This window comes from Ruegeria sp. YKSF57 (genome assembly GCF_059612585.1).
The window spans coordinates 22,012-39,207 of record NZ_JBXWQW010000005.1; the positions used below are offsets into that span (position 1 = coordinate 22,012).

Below are 17,196 nucleotides of genomic sequence, written 5' to 3' on the forward strand. Positions count from 1 at the left end.
GGATGCCGTGCGGACGTGCATTGTGGCCCGGCAACAGAAGGCAGGAGCAGGCATGGCCAAGACACGGGTGCTGGTGGAATTCGGGATGGGTACATCGCTGAGGCGTGAGGACTATACCGAGGCGGCGAAACGCGCGCTGAAAGACGCGCTGTGGCACAACTCGGTCAACATGGCCGAACTGTTCGGCTTTGCGAAAGAGGCAATGATCATCGATGCCGAGATCGGCGTGCAGCGCCCCGATCTGGTCGATGTTGCGGTGCTGAAGGCGGTGTTTCCCTATGGTCAAGCCAGCATCACCGTGACCGAAGGCGGTCTGGATATCGACAAGCCGCATACTGACGGGCGCACCGTGATCGCCAATGCGGCGATTGTTGTCTCGTTTGACATGGAGCCTGCGGCATGACCGAAAGACGTATCATTCTGGAAATGGGAACCGGCAACGACCTGTATGGTCAGGACTATACCAAGGCCGCGCGCCGGGCGGTGCAGGACGCGCTGCATCATTCATCGATCACGCTGTTTTCGAAACTGGGCGTGGATCATGCCGAGATGCGGGTTCAGGTGACCATCGGTGTGCAGGAACCCGACAAGGTGGATTGCGACCTGGTTGCGTCCGACCTGCCACGGGGCCGGGCCGAGGTGCGGGCGGTCAAAGGTGGTCTGAATGTCAGGGATGCCGGGGCCGGAACATGCCACGTGGTTGCCACCGCCGCGGTCGAGGCGTTTCTGCCGGACATGGCGGGGAAGTATCGGCTGAGCTGATCGGGGCCGTGTGGTCGCGGTGCAGCAAATACGATCAGGTTGAGCTAAAATGGGAAAGATTCCCGCTTTTGATCGGCTGGTATCGGGTGACATTTTTGGGGAGGGCCAGTGCATGACAGATCGAGTTTCAAGCCACTACGACGGCGGCGGCGGTCTGGCCGGGAAGATCGCCCAAGGTTTGCGGCGGAACGGATTGGAGCCGCATGAATTGAGGCCATCGGACCTTGAATCCGTCGATGAGTTTCACTTTCGCGGCCGGGCGGCAACTCTGGAGCTGATTGACCGCATGACACTGACCGAAGAATCGAAGGTTCTGGATATCGGCTCGGGGCTTGGGGGGGTGTCACGCACGATTGCCGAGGTTGTCGGTTGTCCGGTGATCGGTATCGACCTGACTCCGGAATTTTGCGAGGCGGCAACCGAGCTGTCGCGCTGGGTTGGGCTGTCGGGCAATACCACGTTTCAGCAGGGCGATGCGCTGAACCTTGCGTTTGATGATCACGCGTTTGATGCCGTCGTGACCGTGCATGTCGCGATGAACATTGAAAACAAGATGCGGATGTACAAGGAGGCCCACCGGGTTCTGTCGGCGGGAGGGACATTCGCGGTTTATGACATTCTGCAGGGAGATGGCGGGGACATGCTGTATCCGGCGCCCTGGGCGCGGGACCCCTCGATCAGTCATCTGGCAACCCCGGACGAGATGGAAGCCCTGCTTGCCGGTGCCGGGTTTGAAATCGTGCAGGCGATCGATTCAACCAAAGAAAGCCTTGAGTGGCTGGAGGCCAGAACCGCGCAATCCGACATGGCAAAGCCGCTGCCTGTTACGACGGAGCTGTTGTTCGGGGCGGAGTTTCGGGACATGACGCGCAACCAGCTGCGCGGGCTGAAGGAGCGGCGGATGCTGACCGTCAGCTATATCTGCAAGGCGTGATCCGCGCCGGGCGATTGCAGGTTTGGATCTGGCGGATTGGCAAAAGAAAAAGCCGCCCGGTTTCGAGCGGCCATTCTAGCTGTATCCAATCATGATGCAGATCAGATCTTGGCGATGTCTGCACGGGTCAGACCGATGTCATCCAGCTGGGCGTCGGACAGTTTCGTCAGTTCCCGGCGGGTCTTACGGGTTTCGTTCCATTCGACGATGGTGTTTTTAACGTCGATCAGTGCGTCCACTACGTGGAGAACGGTGACTGCTCCGAGCGGCGCATGGATATTTGCGGTGGTTGCCATTTGCGCGATCCTTCTAAGTGAAACAGCCGATCCTTCATCGGTTGTGATCCCCATCTAGGATCATGGATCGAGATTCACAAATGCCCGCTCGTCAGCCCCGAATTGCATTTTGTGCATATCTTTGACGCGCGTGCCATGACGGTTGCGCCCAATCGCCGACCGGCCCATATACTGCGGGCAAGAGATACGGAGGCATTCATGGCAGACAGCGACTTTCCCGGCTGGCACGGAACCACGATCATCGGCGTCAAGAAGGGCGGCGAAATCGTCGTTGCGGGGGACGGTCAGGTCAGCCTTGGGCAGACCGTGATCAAGGGCACCGCGCGCAAGGTGCGGCGGCTGAGCCCGGGCGGATTCGAGATTGTCGCTGGCTTTGCCGGGTCGACGGCGGATGCGTTCACGTTGCTGGAACGACTGGAGGCCAAGCTGGAGGCGACGCCGGGCCAGCTGGCGCGCGCCTCGGTCGAGCTGGCCAAGGACTGGCGCACCGACAAGTACCTGCAAAAGCTTGAGGCGATGCTGATCGTCACTGATGGCAAGGATCTGTTCGTGATCACCGGGGCCGGGGATGTTCTGGAGCCCGAGCATGACGTGGCCGCGATCGGGTCGGGCGGCAATTTTGCGCTGGCGGCCGCACGCGCGATGATGGACAGCGACAAGACCGCCGAGCAGGTCGCGCGCGAAGCGATGGCGATCGCCGCCGATATCTGCGTTTACACCAACGGCAATCTGACGGTCGAGACGATTGGATCATGAACGACATTTGGTGGCTATAGTTGGAGGTATAGTTGGTGGGATTGTCTGCCCCATCGTGCTTGAAGGGTACCGGGCGCGGAAACACAAAAACGATTGGAAAGAACCGCGCAAGAGGCTTCTAGAGTCTATGTTGAAAGACCCAAAATATCGTTTTAAATCAATAGATAAACTCAGCAGAACGATTGGCTGCACGCTCGATGAAACAAGAACCTTGCTGATTGAAATTGAAGCACGCGGTGCCATTATGAAAAAGTCAAAGAAAGAAGGCTGGGCGCTTATTAGACGTGCACCACTAAAGGAAGAGCTTCGAGCGTTAGAAGAAGAAGATCTTGAAGAAGACCAATAATAACAGCCGTTTACGGGTTTTTGGTTCGCTTTACCCTGTCAGGCCAGCAGCGCCTTGACGTCTTTGGTTTTCCATTGCCGGTACATGCCGATAAGGCCCAGCCCGGCGGCGACGATCACGATGTAGTAGGGCAGGCGGATATCGATGCTCATCAAGCCGCCGCCGATCAGGGACATGACGCCACCGGCCAGACAGAAAACGGCGGTTCCGACGCCCATCACCCAGCCCTGATCGGACTCGCTGACGCTGGAGGACAAAAGCCCCAGGAAGGTCGGATACGACACGCCAAACAGGAAATAGAATCCAAAGACCGGAACATAAACCAGAATGGCGGACGGGATAAAGGCAAAGGCCAGCCCGCAGATCATCATGACCACCAGCGAGGTTCGGACGATGGCGTGCTTGCTGAACCTTTCCTGTGCCGGTTTCACCAGGAAGGTCGAGGAGAAGGCCAGCGCAAAGCCGATGACGACCATCGCCATGCTGCCGCCAAGCACGCCGTATCCGAAGGCGCTGGTCAGGAAATTGTCGACGAAGACGTAAAAGGTCACGTTCGCGATCATGAACAGCGAATAGACCGGCATGAGTTTCAGCAATAACGGGTGTTTTCCGATCGCCAGCAGGCTGTCGGTGATGTCGCGCGGGCGAAACACGAAGGGCGCGCGTTCGGCGCGGGTGTCCTTGAAGAAGGCAAGAACCAGAAAAATGGCGATCAGCACCAGAACGAAAGCGCCGTAAAACGGTGTCTTGAAAGTTGCAGCGCCGCCCAGAAGCGCCTTGTCGGACAGGATCGCACCGATGATCGGACCACCGACGAGGCCAAAGCTGACACCGGTCACGATATAGCCCATGTTGCGGTCACGGTCGGCGGCATCGGTGCTGCCGTCGATCATCGCGGCCTGCGCGATGGGCTGGTTTCCGGCGGTGAAGCCGGTGACACTGCGGCCGATGATCAGCAACAGCAGGCTGTTGAGATAAAGCGACAGGATGGTCAGGGCATAACCCAGCAATGCGCCGCCAAGACAGATGAGCAGCGCATTCTTGCGCCCGATGGAATCGGACACCTTGGAGACGTAGACAACACCAAGAAACCACGCGAGAAAGAAGCACCCGATGACGAGGCCGTAATAGAAATGGCGGCTGCCGGTGGGGGTGTCATGAGGCAGGAAGCTTGATGTCGGTTCCATGATCATCGAGTTGATGATCGGGAAGACAAGGCCCTGACCGATGAGATCGACAAACACAACAAACAACAAGGTAATCTTGGCAATGGTTGACATGCTGCCCCTCCGGTCTGAAGCCCTGATGGGCAGTGTAGCAGCACCGGTTGGTTTCACCTAGCGGTCAGGCCTGGCCGTTGCATGTGGCGGTGAATGGCCCGCAAAGATGCCGCCCGGCAAAGGGTCAACCATCCAGTTCGGAAAGCAGGCGCCTAAGCGCTGCCAAAGCTTGTTGTCGGGAATCCGGGCCCATCCGGCTGCGATCAACGGTAAAGTCGTAACCCTTGCCTTCGTGATGGAGGACATTCGAATTCGGTTCGTCAAGTTCGTGGAGCCCCCGCACCGCGTATATGCGTATGGGATGGCGAAAGCCCTTGACCGTGATCGGCTCGCGCTCTTCGACAGGCAGCCAATCTTTCACAAGGGAATAGGTTTCCGCGGCCAGCAGTATCCCGCCCGGATCGGCCTCGGCTTCCAGCCTTGCGGCCAGATTCACCTCGTATCCGATGATCGTGTGGTCCATTCGGTCGTCAGAGCCGAAATTGCCCACGGTGCAATATCCGGTATTGATGCCCATGCGGGCCTGAAATGGCCGGTCGATCAGGCCCCGTCGATGCCAGCCGGCCTGCAATTCAGCCAATCGGCGCTGCATGGCAATGGCCATTCTGACACAGGCCGATGCGTCCTCTTTGGCCCCGCGGCTTTCCGGATCGCCAAAATAGAACATCATTGCGTCGCCGATAAACTTGTCAAAATAGGCCCCGTGATCCTGCGCAACCAAGGACATCTCGGACAGGTATTCATTCAACAGGGCGGTCAGCTCTTCGGCTTCCAGCTGGTCGGTGATTTCGGAAAAATCGGCAATGTCGGAAAAGAAGATTGTCAGTTTCTTGCGGCGGGATTCGAGCACGACCTGTTGCCCTCCGTCCAGTATCGACTGGTAGAGCTGCGGTGGCATGTATTTGGAAAGCTGGCTCGACAGGTGTTGCAGCGCGGCGTTGGCCTGCTTCATCCGGGTCACCAGATGGGTGTTTTCGACGGCGATATTTGCCTGTGCGACAAAGGTTTGCAGTATGTCGAACTGCTGGGTCGTGAGCCCGCCTGTCGTCAGTCGAAGAACGGCCAGAGCACCGACTGTCGTGTCGCCCTGGGCAATCGGCATCATCGTGACGGCGCGATAGCCGGAGGCCAGAAAGTTGCCCGCACCCATCGGAAACATGTCCTGCGCATCGGCGACGTCGGCAATGTCGATGGCCTTGCCGTTCAGGATCACGTGGCCGTGGATTGTTTCGGGATGAAGCGGCGCCGGAAAGCGGCCGCGCCATGCCTCGACCCCCGCCTGATCGGGGCCGGCGATTGCAGCCGCTTTGACTTCGTTGCCGTCGCGAAGTGCGATGCTGATGGTGGCATCGGGAAAAAGTTTCAGACCGGCGCGGACTATGGCGTTGAAAACGGGCTGCGTATCGTTCGGCGAGCGGCTGATCACGTCAAGGATTTCCGACGTGGCGGCCTGACGATCAAGAGCGTCCTTCAGCTTTTTGTTCAGCGTGTCGTCTGCGAGGTCTGGCTTGATCAGGTTCTGCCTGTCGCCTTTGGAGTTGTCTGATGTCTCATGCCGCGGCATCGCGCCCCCCAGAATGAACACGGATCGAGTTTCAACCAGTGTATACGAGCATCGGGGGATTTCCCAATTTTCGGGAATGCGCGGCGACATCGCGGGCCGCATCAACCGGTATTCGTTGCCCGCCAAACGTTGAAGCAGCCAGGTATTCTGGTGCTGTCGGGCCGAATATTGTCCATTTCAGAGCCGAAACCGGGCTTGGGCAAACTGACCGTTCCTGATTGACACCCATCATTCACGGAACAAGGCCGCGAGACGGGCAGAGCGCCGGGCCAGGACACTGTCGCACGCGGTGACGAGGACCAGCCTGCGCTGAAGCGTTGCTGGTGCCTTGAGCGTTTTCACTTCGGGGATGCGGTAGCGTTCCACGTCCGGAACGGGAAGCAGGGTAAAGCCAAGCCCGGCCGAAACACATTCCATGATGGCTTCGAGGTTATCCAGAACGATTGTCCTTGCATCGGTGGGACGCTTTTGTTCCAGCATGGCTTTGGCAATCAGCTTTCCGATCCCGGTATCGGGCATGAAGTGGAAGAAAGCGCTGTCGGACAAGAGACCGGGAAGCCCGTCTGCAAGCAGTGAGCCGTGGGCGGCAAAGACAAAGGGCTCCTGCCGCAGGACGTGAGATGACAACTGGTCGGGAAGCCCGTCGGCATCGGTTATGACGGCGGCATCCAACTGGCCCGAGACAACCTTGCCCTGCAATGTGGCGGACAACCCGGTTTCGAAATCGAACGCGGCGCGCGGTACGTCCCGATTGGCCATCCGCAGAAACCCCGGCAGCAATCGGACGGCTGCCGTGGTGACAAACCCGAGCCGGAACCGACCAACCAGATCGTCGCTGGGACGGCAGATTTCGATCAGTTTCTCTTCGTGCCGCAGGAGGGGCGTTGCTTCTTCGACGATGGCGCGGCCGATCGGGGTCAGGCGCGGCGGTCTTACCGAACGGTCGAACAGATCCACGCCCAGCGCCTCTTCCAGAGCTTTCATCTGCATGGAAAGGGCGGACAGCGTCATGCCGAGTTGTTCCGCTGCTTCGCTGAACGAGCGAACCTGCGAGATCCTGGTTAGGCTTCTGAGGGATCGTGTGTGCATTATTTCAATATTCTTGAATTATTAGTCCACTTTTATACGATAGGAATGAAATAAAAGGTCTGCTAGGTTGAGACAATCACATTTCCGTGAACTCGATGCTCGCAGGAGCCGTTTCGATGACCCAACCGCTTGTTGCAACCGCCAGAGAACTGACCTTGGAATTTGAACGCCGCGCGTCCCATTGGGACAGGACGCGCAGCTATTGCTGGAGCAACGTCTCGGCCCTGTCGGATGCCGGCATCATGGGCATGACGATCCCGACGGAACTGGGCGGCCAGGGCGCGAGTTTCCTTGACGTGGTCGAGGTGGTCGAGGAAATCGCGAGGGCCTGCACGCTGACGGCGCGCGTGGTGGTCGAGGCCAACATGGGCGGCATAAGCGCCGTCATGGCCTATGGTTCCGAAGAGCAGAAAGCGTTCTGCGCCCGGCATGTTCTGGCGGGCGACAAGCCGGCGATCTGCATCACGGAACCCGAAGCCGGCAGTGCGGCAACCGAGATGCGGACAACCGCGCAAAAACGTGGAGACACCTATGTTCTGAACGGGCGAAAGCACTGGATCACGGGCGGCGGCGTGTCGAAGCTTCACCTGATCTTTGCGCGCGTTCTGGATGAAGGCGGCGAGTATCTGGGTATTGGCGGGTTCATCGTGTTTGCCGATCCGATCAAAGCGGACCTGCCGAGGGGATTCCAGATCGTCGGTCGCGAACACACGCTTGGACTTTGCGGGATGCCCGAGGCAGAGTTGCGGTTTGACGATCTTGAGGTGCACGAAAAGTGGCTGTTGAAACCGCCCTCTGGTCTAAGGCGCGGGTTTTCGGATCTCATGAATGCCTATAATTCGCAGAGGGTCGGCGCCGGGACCATCGCGATGGGCGTTGCCGCTGGCGCCTTGGGTCGCGCAAAGCAATACCTTTTGCAGCGGGAGCAGTTCGGCCGCCGATTGGCCGAGTTCCAGGGGTTGCAATGGATGGTGGCCGACATGGATACGCAGATCCATGCCGCACGTCTTTTGCTGCATGACGCCGCGCGTTCCTGCGGCCCGGACGGGAACGGGTTTCCCGATATGGCAAAAGCGGCGCGGGCAAAACTTTTTGCCACGGAAATGGCAATCAAGGTTGTCAACGACGCGCTTCAGATGTTTGGCGCGCGGGGGTACAGCGACAGGGAGCCGTTGGAACGGATGTACCGGGATGTTCGCATGTTCACGATCGGTGGCGGAACGGCGCAGATCCTGCGCAACCAGATCGCCAGCTCGGCCTTGGGCATCAAGTGCCCGCAAACCCGCGACGGATATCAAAGCGCAGGCATCACAGCTCAGGGTTTTGCCGCAGAATAGGTCGGCGGGTTTTGGCGACGTGGTTCACCCGGTATTTGTTGCCTGAAAGAAGTTGAGGCGGGCCGGTATGTTGACGCTGTCCGGACCCTCGAAGGCGCGAAAATTCTCAAGCACTTGTGCCTGAATGACCTGAATGTCCTTTGGGCCGCCGTTGTATTTCTTCAGTATCCGGGCAGCGGGACCAATGTTGGAGGCCAGCGCGGCCACCTGCGCCACCGATCCCGGATAAGCCAATGTGATCTCGGCAACCTCGCCCGTTGCGTCCTCGAAACCCGCGCGTTTCAGGATGTCGAGCACGTGACCGATGTCCTGAAATCCAAGCGGCCCCGGTGCGTTCGGAACGGATGGATCGGGCGGGCCAAGCTGGCTGATCGCGGCCTGGCACGGGGCCTGAAACCAGAGGTTGTCTTTCATCGGTGCCCAAGCCGCGACCACCATCCGGCCACCTTTGCGCAGATGGGCGCGGATATTGGCGAAGGCCGATACCGGGTCGGAAAAGAACATGACCCCGAACCGGGACGTCACGATATCGAATGGCGCGCCGGGGATCGTATCGGATTGCGCATCCAGCAGGCTGTATTGCGATTTTACAGCTGTTCCACCCGCCTTGGATTTTGCGTGGGCCAGCAGCGGTTCGGAGATGTCCAGCGCCGTGATGGCGCCGCCGGGGGCGAGATGTCGCGAAAATGCTCTGGCGGTTGCGCCGGTTCCACAACCGATGTCGAGCGCACGTTCACCCGGTTTCGGACGCAGGCGGTGGATGAGTTCCCGGTTCACGTTGTCAAACACGGCGTCCAGTTCTTCTTCGAACCTTATCCATTTCAGGCCCGAAGCCGAGCTCCAGTAATCTGCCTGTTCCTTGTTGTCAGCCATCACGCACCTCAAACCCTGCACCTGAGCCAACATAACACAGGTTCGTTTTGCGTGTGCCGCCAATGAAAAGGGGCCGGGCCAAGGCCCGACCCCCCCAGGGCGTCATGATGTGAGTGGCGGCGCCCTTAGTGGATCGCGGCAACGCCCAGAGGAACACCGGCGACTTCGCACCAGATGTAGACCTCGTTGAACTTGGAGACATCCAAGGTCGGCGGCACGGCATAGCGCTGTTTGCCCGTGAGCTTGAGCAGCGCGCCCAGCTTGGTGTCGGGGTCATAGTGACCGTCCTTGCCGAAGGCCACGCGCGGATCGGGGCCGCCATCAAGCGAGAAATCGCGGCCCAGTTCGACGATATAGCGGTCGTCCTGCTTGATCAGTTTCACCGAACCGGATGTTTCGTGGTTGGAACGGCCTTCGAATTTGCCCTTTGCTTCGGCGGCCAGGGCGGAGGTCGGGGCGGCAACGGTCAGTGCCACGCCGGATGCGGCGGCGGCCATAAGCAGTGAGCGGCGATTCATCATTGGATACTGTCTCCCTTGGTTTCTAGCAGGCTGATATTGCCTTGAGCGCAAATTGGATATTTCCGCGGCGGATGTAAGGGGCGGTCACCATCCGGTGAAAACCGGTGTTTTTCCGTGATCTGTTCGTGATCGGCTTGCGTTTCCGCGCCTCATGCTTAGGTTCCGGGGCGCAACAACCGGATTGAGAGCAGATGACCGACCTGACCCCGCGCGAGATTGTTTCGGAGCTTGACCGTTTCATCATCGGACAGAAGGACGCCAAGCGCGCCGTGGCGGTGGCGCTGCGCAACCGCTGGCGGCGCAAGCAGTTGCCCGATGACCTGCGGGAAGAAGTGTATCCAAAGAACATCCTGATGATCGGACCCACCGGTGTTGGCAAGACCGAGATCAGCCGCCGACTGGCCAAGCTGGCGCGCGCGCCCTTCATCAAGGTCGAGGCGACCAAGTTCACCGAAGTGGGATATGTCGGCCGCGACGTGGAACAGATCGTGCGCGATCTGGCCGATGCCGCCATCCTGCAGACCCGCGAGCACATGCGCGAGGACGTCAAGGCCAGCGCCCACAAGGCCGCCGAAGAGCGGGTGATCTCGGCGATTGCGGGCGAGGATGCGCGCGAGGGCACCCGCGAGATGTTCCGAAAGAAGCTGAAGGCCGGAGAGCTGGACGACACGGTGATCGAGCTGGAAGTCGCGGATCATTCAAACCCGATGCCGATGTTCGACATTCCCGGCCAGCCCGGCAGCCAGATGGGCATGATGAACCTGGGCGACATTTTCGGCAAAGCTTTTGGCGGCCGCACCACCAAGCGGCGCATGACCGTGGCCGAAAGTTACGAGGTGTTGATCGGGGAAGAGGCCGACAAGCTGCTGGATGACGAGGCGGTGACCCGCGCCGCGCTGGAGGCGGTCGAGCAGAACGGGATCGTGTTTCTGGATGAGATCGACAAGGTCTGCGCCCGCACGGATGTGCGCGGCGGCGATGTCAGCCGCGAGGGCGTGCAGCGCGATCTGCTGCCGTTGATCGAGGGTACCACGGTGTCGACCAAGCACGGCCCGGTGAAGACCGACCATATCCTGTTCATCGCCAGCGGCGCGTTTCACATCGCCAAGCCGTCGGACCTGTTGCCGGAACTGCAGGGCCGCCTGCCGATCCGGGTGGAGTTGCGGGCGCTGACCGAGGAGGATTTCGTACGAATCCTGACCGAAACCGACAATGCACTGACCCGCCAGTACACGGCGCTGATGGGCACCGAGGAGGTCGATGTGTCTTTCACAGAGGATGGTATCGCGGCACTTGCCCGGATTGCGGCGGAGGTCAACCAGAGCATCGAGAACATCGGCGCGCGGCGGCTTTACACGGTGATGGAGCGGGTGTTCGAGGAGCTGTCCTTTGCCGCGCCGGATCAGGCGGGAACGCAGGTCACCGTGAATGCGGAATTTGTTCAGAAGAATCTTGGCGAGCTGACCAAGTCGACCGATCTGAGCCGTTACGTCCTTTGATGCCGCAATGAGGGGCGCTGCCCCTCTTGCCCTGCGGGCAATTCACCCCGGGGTATTGAAGACCAGAAAGAAGCGCGACCCGGGGCGGGGGATGGACGCCGGTCATTTTTCGGCTAGCGTGGCGCGCAAGATTCGGGAAAGTGAGTCCTGTGCGGCGGCTGGCGATTTATCTGATAGTTCTGACCCTGTCGGCCTGTTCGGACCGAACCGTTTCGGTCATTGTGCCGGATGCGGTGGAGATCGGGGCGCCGCGCACCGTTTTCGCGACCTCGACACGGGCGCGGGAAAGAAACGGAACCTATGGGTTTCGCAGGGCCGAGCGGTTGCAATATCTGGAAATGACGGTGACGGTGCCCCCGTCACACAAGCCGGGACAATTGGTTTATTCCTATGACGAGCCTGACGCGCGCACGCAATTCGTGCTGGCTGGCCTTGAAGAACTGGACTCGCCCGCCGAGTTGGGGAGGCGCATCCTTGAAAAGCGGAATGGGCCCGGCAGGGATGTGACCATTTTCGTGCACGGCTATAACGCCACTCAGACCGAAACGGCGTTTCGGGCGGCGCAACTGGCGGAAGATATCGGGATGCCCGGATCGCTGCTGATCTATTCCTGGCCCAGCCGGGCAAGCGCGTTCGGATACGCCTATGACATCGACAGCATGCTGTTTGCGCGCGACGGTCTGGAAGAGACCATTCGCCAGCTCGACGCGCAAGGCGTCGGCAAGATCGGTATCGTCGCGCATTCGATGGGATCGGCATTGACGATGGAGATGATGCGACAGGCGGAGCTGAAGGAGCCGGGATGGGCGGCGCGCACGCTTGACGGTGTTGTCCTGATCTCTCCGGATCTGGATGTGGATGTGTTCAAATCGCAGATGGACCGGATACCCAACCCACCCAAGCCGTTTGTCGTGATGGTGTCCAAGAAGGACAAGGCGCTGAACATCTCGGCGCGTCTGCGCGGCACCAACGACAGCAAGCGATTGGGCAATCTGGCGTCGGTCGATCAGCTGGCAGATTATCCGGTCGACATCATCGACACGACGGCCTTTAGCGACGATGCGGAGTCGTCTCATTTCGTGGCGGCGACCTCTCCGGCGTTGATATCGATCCTGAATTCCGCGCGCCGGTTGAGCGATACGTTCCGGCCCGAGGAGGCAGCGATCGGGTTCCTGACCCCGGCGGGAAAACGGCGGCGGGGGCAAGCGACAGAGACTGTCCTGGCCCCGGTGGATGACGGCGGATGAAACTGTCGTCGCTGTCAGGCTATCTTGCCGAGAATGCGCGGTGGCTGGCAGCCGGGGTTTTGCTGACCTTTCTGTCGAGTTTCGGGCAGACCTTTTTCATTTCGATCTTTGCCGGCGAGATCCGGGCCGAATTCGGCTTGAGCCACGGGCAATGGGGCGGGATCTATTCGCTGGGGACCATGGTGTCGGCGGCGGTCATGGTCTGGGCGGGGTCGCTGACGGATGTCTTTCGGGTGCGCGTATTGGGACCGGCGGTTCTGGCCGGGCTGGCCATGGCGGCGGTGGCAATGGCGCTGAATCCGGTGGCTGCGCTGTTGCCGGTGGTGATCTTTCTGCTGCGCCTTTTCGGGCAGGGAATGAGCAGCCATATCGCCATGGTCGCCATGGCGCGCTGGTTCACCACGACGCGAGGCCGGGCGATGGCCATTGCCACCACCGGGTTCGCGGTTGGCGAGGCGCTGTTGCCGCTGCTTTTTGTGGCGCTTATGGCGGTGATCGACTGGCGGTTCCTGTGGCTGGGCGCCGCGCTGGTTGCGCTGATGGGGGCGCCGATCCTGGTCCGGCTGCTGGCGCAGGAGCGCACGCCGCAGAGCATGTCGGACAGCTATTCCGCCGCCGGGATGGAGGATCGTCACTGGACCCGGCGCGAGGCGCTGACGCATCCGCTGTTCTGGTTCATGGTTCCGGCGCTTTTGGGGCCGGGAGCGTTTGTTACGGCGTTCTTTTTCCACCAGGTGTACCTGGCCGAGATCAAGGGGTGGCTGCATATCGAGCTGGTGGCGCTGTTTCCCTTTTACACCGGGCTGTCACTGTTTTCGATGTTCGGGGCGGGTTGGGCGCTGGACAAATGGGGCACGGCGCGAATGATGCCCTTTTATCAGCTGCCAATGGCGCTGGCCTTTCTGATCCTTGCATCTGTCCAGAGCATTGGCGGGGCGTTGGTGGGCCTGTTCTTTCTGGCGCTGACGACGGGCGCGAATACCACGCTGCCGGGCGCGTTCTGGGCCGAGTTTTACGGCACCCGCCACATTGGTTCGATCAAGGCGGTGGCGGCGGCGGTGATGGTGCTGGGGTCGGCCATCGGACCGGGCGTGACCGGGGCGCTGATCGACCTTGGCATCGGGCTTGAGACGCAGTTTGTCGGGATCGCCGCCTATTTCGTCTTTGTCTGCGTCATCACCCGGGTCGGCATTCACCGCGCGGTGCGTTCGTTTTAGCGGCTACGGCGCAAATACACGTAGTAGGCGCCATCACCACCGTGGCTGATATGGGCCGGTGTTACCTGCATGACGGCCTGCGCCAGCGGCGGCAGTCGCAGCCATTGCGGCACCTGGTTGCGCAACACGCCGCGCGGCGTGGGAATGGGGCCGGGCTCATCCCGGTCCTTGCCTTTGCCGGTAATCACCAACACCAACCGCTTGCCCGACGCCTGAGCGCCGAGAATGAACCGGACCAGTGCCGGATGGGCGGCGTCGACGCGCATGCCATGCAGATCAAGGCGCCCCTCGGGCTTGAGCTTGCCACGCTTCATTCGGGCGAATGCCTTACGGTCCATCTGCAGCGGCGCGGCAGCCAGATCCTCGGTGATCGTGGGTTTCAGCGCGTGCCGCTGTGGTTTTGGCGTGGCGAACTGGCCCAGGTCGAAGGGTTCGACCCGCGCCGGGAGCGGTTTTGCGGGTTTCGGTTTGGGCAGGGTCCGGGGGTGGACCGAGTGCGGTATTTCGGGGTGCAGACGCTCTGTCTTTTTTGCGACCCTGCGCCAGAGCTCAATCTCTTCTGCCGTCAGTTTGCGCCGGGTCATCAGAAATCGTCCGGCAGCAGGGCATAGGCGCGCTGGATTGGCAGCAGAACCACCATCCGGCCCGGATCCTTGAGGGTACCGGCGGCCTTGCCAGCCTCGTCACCGGTGCCAAAGAAGATGTCCGCCCGCTGCGCGCCCTTGATGGCCGAGCCGGTATCCTGCGCAATCATGAGGCGGCGGATCGGGTCCTTGCCGTCCTTTTCCAGCCAGACGGGCGAACCCAGCGGTGTAAAGGCGGGATCGGCGGCAATGGTGCGCATCGCGGTGACCGACCGGTTCATCGCGCCGAGCGGGCCAAGGTGCGGCGCGACACGGTTCAGCTTGCGGAAAAACACATAAGACGGATTGTGATACAGTAATTCGATGCCTTCAGCCGGGTTCTTTCTGACCCAGCTCTTGATCATCTGCGCGCTGACCTGATGGGCAGCAAAGATGCCGCGATTTACCAGTTCCATTCCGATGGAGCGGTACGGGTGCCCGTTTGCGCCGCCATAGCCAATCCGCAGCGAGTTGCCATCGGGCAGGCGGATGCGGCCGGACCCCTGAATTTGCAGAAAGAACAGCTCGACCGGGTCATCGACCCATGCGATTTCCAGCCCGCGCCCTTCGAGGGCACCGCTGGTCAAAAGCTCTCGGCGGCTAAGCCACGGAGAGGTTTCGCGCGCCTCGGGCGGCATCCGGTAGATCGGATAGCGGAACCTGTCGGTTCGGTGCAGCGAGCCGTCGAGTTCGGGTTCGAAATAGCCGGTGAACAGCGCGTCCTTACCGTCCCGGATCAGGATCGGGCGAAAGAACAATTCGAAGAAGGACCGCGCCGCATCGCCCTGATGCATCTGTGCAATCGAACACAGGGCCTGCCAGTCTGGATCGCCCAGATCCTCGCAAGTGTTGAGAAACACGGACAGGGCGGCGGCGTGATCGTCCTGCGCCCAGCCGTCAAGATCGTCGAAGGACAGGACGTCATATGTCGGCTCGGCCCCGGCACCGCTGGCCGCGGTCATGAGGGCACCCGCCAGAACAAATGACCGGAGGCCGGCAATCATGCGTCCGTGGCGACCAGCATCCAGTTCGGGTCGTCGCTGCCCATCACGCGGGCAAATGTCCAGCTGTCCTTTTGCCGCTTGACGGTATTCGGGCTGCCTTCGACGATGTCACCGCCCTTGTCGCGCACGACCGAGGTCAGTTCGCCGACAAAGCGCATGGTGATTTCGGCGCGGTTGCTGTCCTTGTCGAATTTCGCATCCGACAGCGTGGTTTCGCGGACACCCACGAATTCGGCCTCGATCGTCAGGCCCTTGTCTTCGCGGTCGGCCACCACCGAGACGAAGGTGTCGAACACCTCTTCCGACAGGAAGGGCTGAATCTCGTCGAGATTGCCGCGCTCGAACCCCATGACGATCAGTTCGTAAGCGCCGCGCGCGCCCTGAACGAATTCGCTGACCGAAAACGAAGGTTCGACCCGTTTCATCGCTGCCAGTTGTTCCGCCTCTGGGCTGTCTTCGGGGACATGGTCGATGATGTCCTGATCAGGGCCGCCTTCGATCACTTCGAAATCACGGCGCGACTTGCCCGCAGGTTGGCGCGGCACAGGCGGTTTTTCAAAGCCTTCCCGCGTGCCCAGAACACTTCTGAGTCGCAAGATCAGGAAAACGGCGATGCCGGCCAGCACCAGAAGCTGGATCAGGGGTGAATTCATTTTGTCCTCATTTCGGAACAGAGACTTTGTGCACAGGGCCTTAAACCACTATGTAGGGGACACATGGCGGCAAGTCCACCACCCGCCATGTGGGAAAGGACGTGACAAATGTATCTGTTTTTGGCCTTTTTGCTGGTGCCAATCATCGAGATCGCCCTTTTTATCAAAGTCGGCGGTTGGATCGGGCTGTGGCCGACGCTGGCAATCGTGGTGCTGACGGCGATTATAGGTACCGCCCTTATCCGAGCACAGGGTCAGGAAATGATGGTACGCGCGCAAAACGCCTTTACGACAATGTCCGACCCAACAGAACCGATCATGCATGGGATCATGATCATCATCGCGGGCGCATTCCTGATGACGCCGGGGTTTTTTACTGATGCCATTGGTATTGCGCTGTTGATCCCGCCGGTCAGATCTTTGGTTTTCAACTATCTGCGCAAAGTCACTCAACCCTCACGAATACACCCTCAATCCCGGACGCATTTTCGTTCGAGAGGCGCGCGTTTCAATCGAGAAGACATAATTGACGGAGAGTTTACCGAGGTTCACCCACAAAACACCGCAAATGACCCAATTTCGCAGATTCGAGACAGCCGGCGGCATTGAGTCGATAACGGTTACTTGATAAGCAGCGGTGATCAAAAAAACCGGAGTACTTCAATGACCGAGAACAGTGCCGAGGGCGGCCAGCCCGAAGGCGTACAAGCCCCGCAAACCCCTCAGGTCCAGATGCGCGTTCTGGGACAGTTCATTCGCGACATGTCCTTTGAAAACGTGATGGCACAAAAGGGCGTGTCAGGCGAAGTGCAGCCCGAGATCCAGGTGCAGGTCAATCTGGATGCCAAGAAACGGCAGGCCGACCATCAGTACGAAGTGTCGATCAAGCTGAAGTTGACCTCGAAGGTCAAGGCGATGGACGAGGTTCTGTTCCTGTTCGAGATCGACTATTGTGGTCTGTTCCATGTCGAAGGCGTGCCGGAGGATCAGATGCATCCGTTCCTGCTGATTGAATGCCCGCGCATGCTGTTCCCGTTCCTGCGCCGGATTGTCAGCGACGTGACCCGCGACGGTGGTTATCCGCCGGTGAACCTCGACAATATCGACTTTGTGCAGCTTTATCGCAACGAGTTGCTGCGTCGCCAGGCCCAGGCGCAAAAGGCCGACGCCTGAGTTCGGATTGTGCGCCTGGCCT

General features: G+C 60.1%; 20 protein-coding genes. 11 read left to right on the forward strand and 9 right to left on the reverse strand.

Translation table 11 applies throughout. From position 1 onward, the window contains the following. The first annotated feature begins 52 nt into the window (after positions 1 to 52). The 3 genes from AC2FLX_RS02975 to AC2FLX_RS02985 all read left to right on the forward strand — a co-directional run bounded on the left by AC2FLX_RS02975 (position 53) and on the right by AC2FLX_RS02985 (position 1,696). Positions 53 to 403: a Lin0512 family protein gene (locus AC2FLX_RS02975; RefSeq protein WP_496810717.1), complete on the forward strand. Its 351-nt coding sequence runs from the start codon at positions 53 to 55 to the stop codon at positions 401 to 403. Next, positions 400 to 762 carry a Lin0512 family protein gene (locus AC2FLX_RS02980; protein ID WP_480750026.1) on the forward strand — a complete coding sequence of 121 codons (363 nt, stop codon included), beginning with the start codon at positions 400 to 402 and terminating at the stop codon, positions 760 to 762. The genes AC2FLX_RS02975 and AC2FLX_RS02980 overlap by 4 nt, the downstream gene beginning before the upstream one ends. A 112-nt stretch (positions 763 to 874) precedes the next feature. Next, positions 875 to 1,696 (forward strand): class I SAM-dependent methyltransferase, encoded by an 822-nt coding sequence (locus AC2FLX_RS02985; protein WP_480750027.1) that lies wholly within the window; start codon positions 875 to 877, stop codon positions 1,694 to 1,696. 101 nt (positions 1,697 to 1,797) lie between these two features. Here the strand turns inward: AC2FLX_RS02985 and AC2FLX_RS02990 are convergent, their stop codons facing one another. Then, positions 1,798 to 1,992 (reverse strand): DUF1127 domain-containing protein, encoded by a 195-nt coding sequence (locus AC2FLX_RS02990; RefSeq protein ID WP_480750028.1) that lies wholly within the window; start codon positions 1,990 to 1,992, stop codon positions 1,798 to 1,800. 198 nt (positions 1,993 to 2,190) lie between these two features. Between AC2FLX_RS02990 and hslV the strand changes: the two genes are divergently transcribed. Both hslV and AC2FLX_RS03000 read left to right on the forward strand, forming a co-directional pair. Next, on the forward strand, positions 2,191 to 2,748 hold the full coding sequence (gene hslV / locus AC2FLX_RS02995; protein ID WP_496810716.1) for an ATP-dependent protease subunit HslV: 558 nt from the start codon (positions 2,191 to 2,193) through the stop codon (positions 2,746 to 2,748). Then, complete coding sequence (locus AC2FLX_RS03000) at positions 2,738 to 3,094, forward strand: hypothetical protein (RefSeq protein ID WP_496810715.1); 357 nt, start codon at positions 2,738 to 2,740, stop codon at positions 3,092 to 3,094. The genes hslV and AC2FLX_RS03000 overlap by 11 nt, the downstream gene beginning before the upstream one ends. 38 nt (positions 3,095 to 3,132) lie before the next feature. Here the strand turns inward: AC2FLX_RS03000 and AC2FLX_RS03005 are convergent, their stop codons facing one another. The 3 genes from AC2FLX_RS03005 to AC2FLX_RS03015 all read right to left on the reverse strand — a co-directional run bounded on the left by AC2FLX_RS03005 (position 3,133) and on the right by AC2FLX_RS03015 (position 7,027). Then, positions 3,133 to 4,374, reverse strand: coding sequence for an MFS transporter (locus tag AC2FLX_RS03005; protein WP_480750030.1), 1,242 nt, complete (start codon positions 4,372 to 4,374; stop codon positions 3,133 to 3,135). A gap of 124 nt (positions 4,375 to 4,498) precedes the next feature. Continuing rightward, a complete protein-coding gene (locus AC2FLX_RS03010) occupies positions 4,499 to 5,938 on the reverse strand; it encodes an adenylate/guanylate cyclase domain-containing protein (RefSeq protein ID WP_496810714.1) in 1,440 nt (479 codons plus the stop codon). 228 nt (positions 5,939 to 6,166) lie between these two features. Further along, the gene (locus AC2FLX_RS03015; RefSeq protein ID WP_480750032.1) at positions 6,167 to 7,027 is read right to left on the reverse strand and encodes a LysR family transcriptional regulator; all 861 of its coding nucleotides are present in this window, start codon (positions 7,025 to 7,027) and stop codon (positions 6,167 to 6,169) included. Between the two features lie 116 nt (positions 7,028 to 7,143). On the opposite strand from AC2FLX_RS03015, the gene acdA reads away from it, so the two are divergent. After that, positions 7,144 to 8,364 (forward strand): 3-sulfinopropanoyl-CoA desulfinase, encoded by a 1,221-nt coding sequence (gene acdA, locus AC2FLX_RS03020; protein WP_496810713.1) that lies wholly within the window; start codon positions 7,144 to 7,146, stop codon positions 8,362 to 8,364. Positions 8,365 to 8,388: 24 nt separating this feature from the next. Here the strand turns inward: acdA and AC2FLX_RS03025 are convergent, their stop codons facing one another. Together AC2FLX_RS03025 and AC2FLX_RS03030 are read right to left on the reverse strand one after the other, a co-directional pair. Further along, positions 8,389 to 9,237, reverse strand: coding sequence for a class I SAM-dependent methyltransferase (locus AC2FLX_RS03025; RefSeq protein WP_496810712.1), 849 nt, complete (start codon positions 9,235 to 9,237; stop codon positions 8,389 to 8,391). Between the two features lie 125 nt (positions 9,238 to 9,362). Further along, on the reverse strand, positions 9,363 to 9,758 hold the full coding sequence (locus tag AC2FLX_RS03030; RefSeq protein WP_480750035.1) for a DM13 domain-containing protein: 396 nt from the start codon (positions 9,756 to 9,758) through the stop codon (positions 9,363 to 9,365). 191 nt (positions 9,759 to 9,949) lie between these two features. On the opposite strand from AC2FLX_RS03030, the gene hslU reads away from it, so the two are divergent. From hslU to AC2FLX_RS03045, 3 genes are all read left to right on the forward strand, one after another. After that, entirely contained in the window at positions 9,950 to 11,257 is a 1,308-nt protein-coding gene (gene hslU, locus AC2FLX_RS03035) for an ATP-dependent protease ATPase subunit HslU (RefSeq protein WP_496810711.1), read from the forward strand. A gap of 140 nt (positions 11,258 to 11,397) precedes the next feature. Next, the gene (locus tag AC2FLX_RS03040) at positions 11,398 to 12,504 is read left to right on the forward strand and encodes an alpha/beta hydrolase (RefSeq protein WP_496810710.1); all 1,107 of its coding nucleotides are present in this window, start codon (positions 11,398 to 11,400) and stop codon (positions 12,502 to 12,504) included. Then, positions 12,501 to 13,721 (forward strand): MFS transporter, encoded by a 1,221-nt coding sequence (locus AC2FLX_RS03045; RefSeq protein WP_496810709.1) that lies wholly within the window; start codon positions 12,501 to 12,503, stop codon positions 13,719 to 13,721. Before AC2FLX_RS03040 ends, AC2FLX_RS03045 begins: the two co-directional genes overlap by 4 nt. Here AC2FLX_RS03045 and AC2FLX_RS03050 read toward each other — a convergent pair. From AC2FLX_RS03050 to AC2FLX_RS03060, 3 genes are read right to left on the reverse strand one after another with little or no spacing between them, the layout of a single operon-like run. Then, on the reverse strand, positions 13,718 to 14,305 hold the full coding sequence (locus AC2FLX_RS03050; protein WP_480750039.1) for a Smr/MutS family protein: 588 nt from the start codon (positions 14,303 to 14,305) through the stop codon (positions 13,718 to 13,720). The genes AC2FLX_RS03045 and AC2FLX_RS03050 overlap by 4 nt on opposite strands. Beyond that, on the reverse strand, positions 14,305 to 15,348 hold the full coding sequence (gene mltA / locus AC2FLX_RS03055; RefSeq protein ID WP_496745174.1) for a murein transglycosylase A: 1,044 nt from the start codon (positions 15,346 to 15,348) through the stop codon (positions 14,305 to 14,307). Before mltA ends, AC2FLX_RS03050 begins: the two co-directional genes overlap by 1 nt. Further along, positions 15,345 to 16,001, reverse strand: coding sequence for a Tim44/TimA family putative adaptor protein (locus AC2FLX_RS03060; protein WP_480750041.1), 657 nt, complete (start codon positions 15,999 to 16,001; stop codon positions 15,345 to 15,347). Before AC2FLX_RS03060 ends, mltA begins: the two co-directional genes overlap by 4 nt. Positions 16,002 to 16,109: 108 nt before the next feature. Here AC2FLX_RS03060 and AC2FLX_RS03065 point away from each other — a divergent pair, with 108 nt between their 5' ends. Continuing rightward, positions 16,110 to 16,610 (forward strand): FxsA family protein, encoded by a 501-nt coding sequence (locus AC2FLX_RS03065; protein ID WP_496806857.1) that lies wholly within the window; start codon positions 16,110 to 16,112, stop codon positions 16,608 to 16,610. Between the two features lie 54 nt (positions 16,611 to 16,664). Continuing rightward, entirely contained in the window at positions 16,665 to 17,174 is a 510-nt protein-coding gene (secB, locus tag AC2FLX_RS03070; RefSeq protein WP_480750043.1) for a protein-export chaperone SecB, read from the forward strand. Positions 17,175 to 17,196 lie beyond the last annotated feature (22 nt).

Coding starts and splice junctions, on each gene's coding strand:
- acdA (WP_496810713.1), top strand. CDS start 7,144: ATGACCCAACCGCTTGTTGCAACCGCCAGAGAACTGACCTTGGAATTT.
- AC2FLX_RS02985 (WP_480750027.1), top strand. CDS start 875: ATGACAGATCGAGTTTCAAGCCACTACGACGGCGGCGGCGGTCTGGCC.
- AC2FLX_RS03030 (WP_480750035.1), bottom strand. CDS start 9,758: ATGATGAATCGCCGCTCACTGCTTATGGCCGCCGCCGCATCCGGCGTG.
- AC2FLX_RS02975 (WP_496810717.1), top strand. CDS start 53: ATGGCCAAGACACGGGTGCTGGTGGAATTCGGGATGGGTACATCGCTG.
- AC2FLX_RS03065 (WP_496806857.1), top strand. CDS start 16,110: ATGTATCTGTTTTTGGCCTTTTTGCTGGTGCCAATCATCGAGATCGCC.
- mltA (WP_496745174.1), bottom strand. CDS start 15,348: ATGATTGCCGGCCTCCGGTCATTTGTTCTGGCGGGTGCCCTCATGACC.
- AC2FLX_RS03060 (WP_480750041.1), bottom strand. CDS start 16,001: ATGAATTCACCCCTGATCCAGCTTCTGGTGCTGGCCGGCATCGCCGTT.
- AC2FLX_RS03050 (WP_480750039.1), bottom strand. CDS start 14,305: ATGACCCGGCGCAAACTGACGGCAGAAGAGATTGAGCTCTGGCGCAGG.
- AC2FLX_RS02980 (WP_480750026.1), top strand. CDS start 400: ATGACCGAAAGACGTATCATTCTGGAAATGGGAACCGGCAACGACCTG.
- AC2FLX_RS03005 (WP_480750030.1), bottom strand. CDS start 4,374: ATGTCAACCATTGCCAAGATTACCTTGTTGTTTGTTGTGTTTGTCGAT.
- secB (WP_480750043.1), top strand. CDS start 16,665: ATGACCGAGAACAGTGCCGAGGGCGGCCAGCCCGAAGGCGTACAAGCC.
- AC2FLX_RS03025 (WP_496810712.1), bottom strand. CDS start 9,237: ATGGCTGACAACAAGGAACAGGCAGATTACTGGAGCTCGGCTTCGGGC.
- hslU (WP_496810711.1), top strand. CDS start 9,950: ATGACCGACCTGACCCCGCGCGAGATTGTTTCGGAGCTTGACCGTTTC.
- AC2FLX_RS03015 (WP_480750032.1), bottom strand. CDS start 7,027: ATGCACACACGATCCCTCAGAAGCCTAACCAGGATCTCGCAGGTTCGC.
- hslV (WP_496810716.1), top strand. CDS start 2,191: ATGGCAGACAGCGACTTTCCCGGCTGGCACGGAACCACGATCATCGGC.
- AC2FLX_RS03045 (WP_496810709.1), top strand. CDS start 12,501: ATGAAACTGTCGTCGCTGTCAGGCTATCTTGCCGAGAATGCGCGGTGG.
- AC2FLX_RS03010 (WP_496810714.1), bottom strand. CDS start 5,938: ATGCCGCGGCATGAGACATCAGACAACTCCAAAGGCGACAGGCAGAAC.
- AC2FLX_RS02990 (WP_480750028.1), bottom strand. CDS start 1,992: ATGGCAACCACCGCAAATATCCATGCGCCGCTCGGAGCAGTCACCGTT.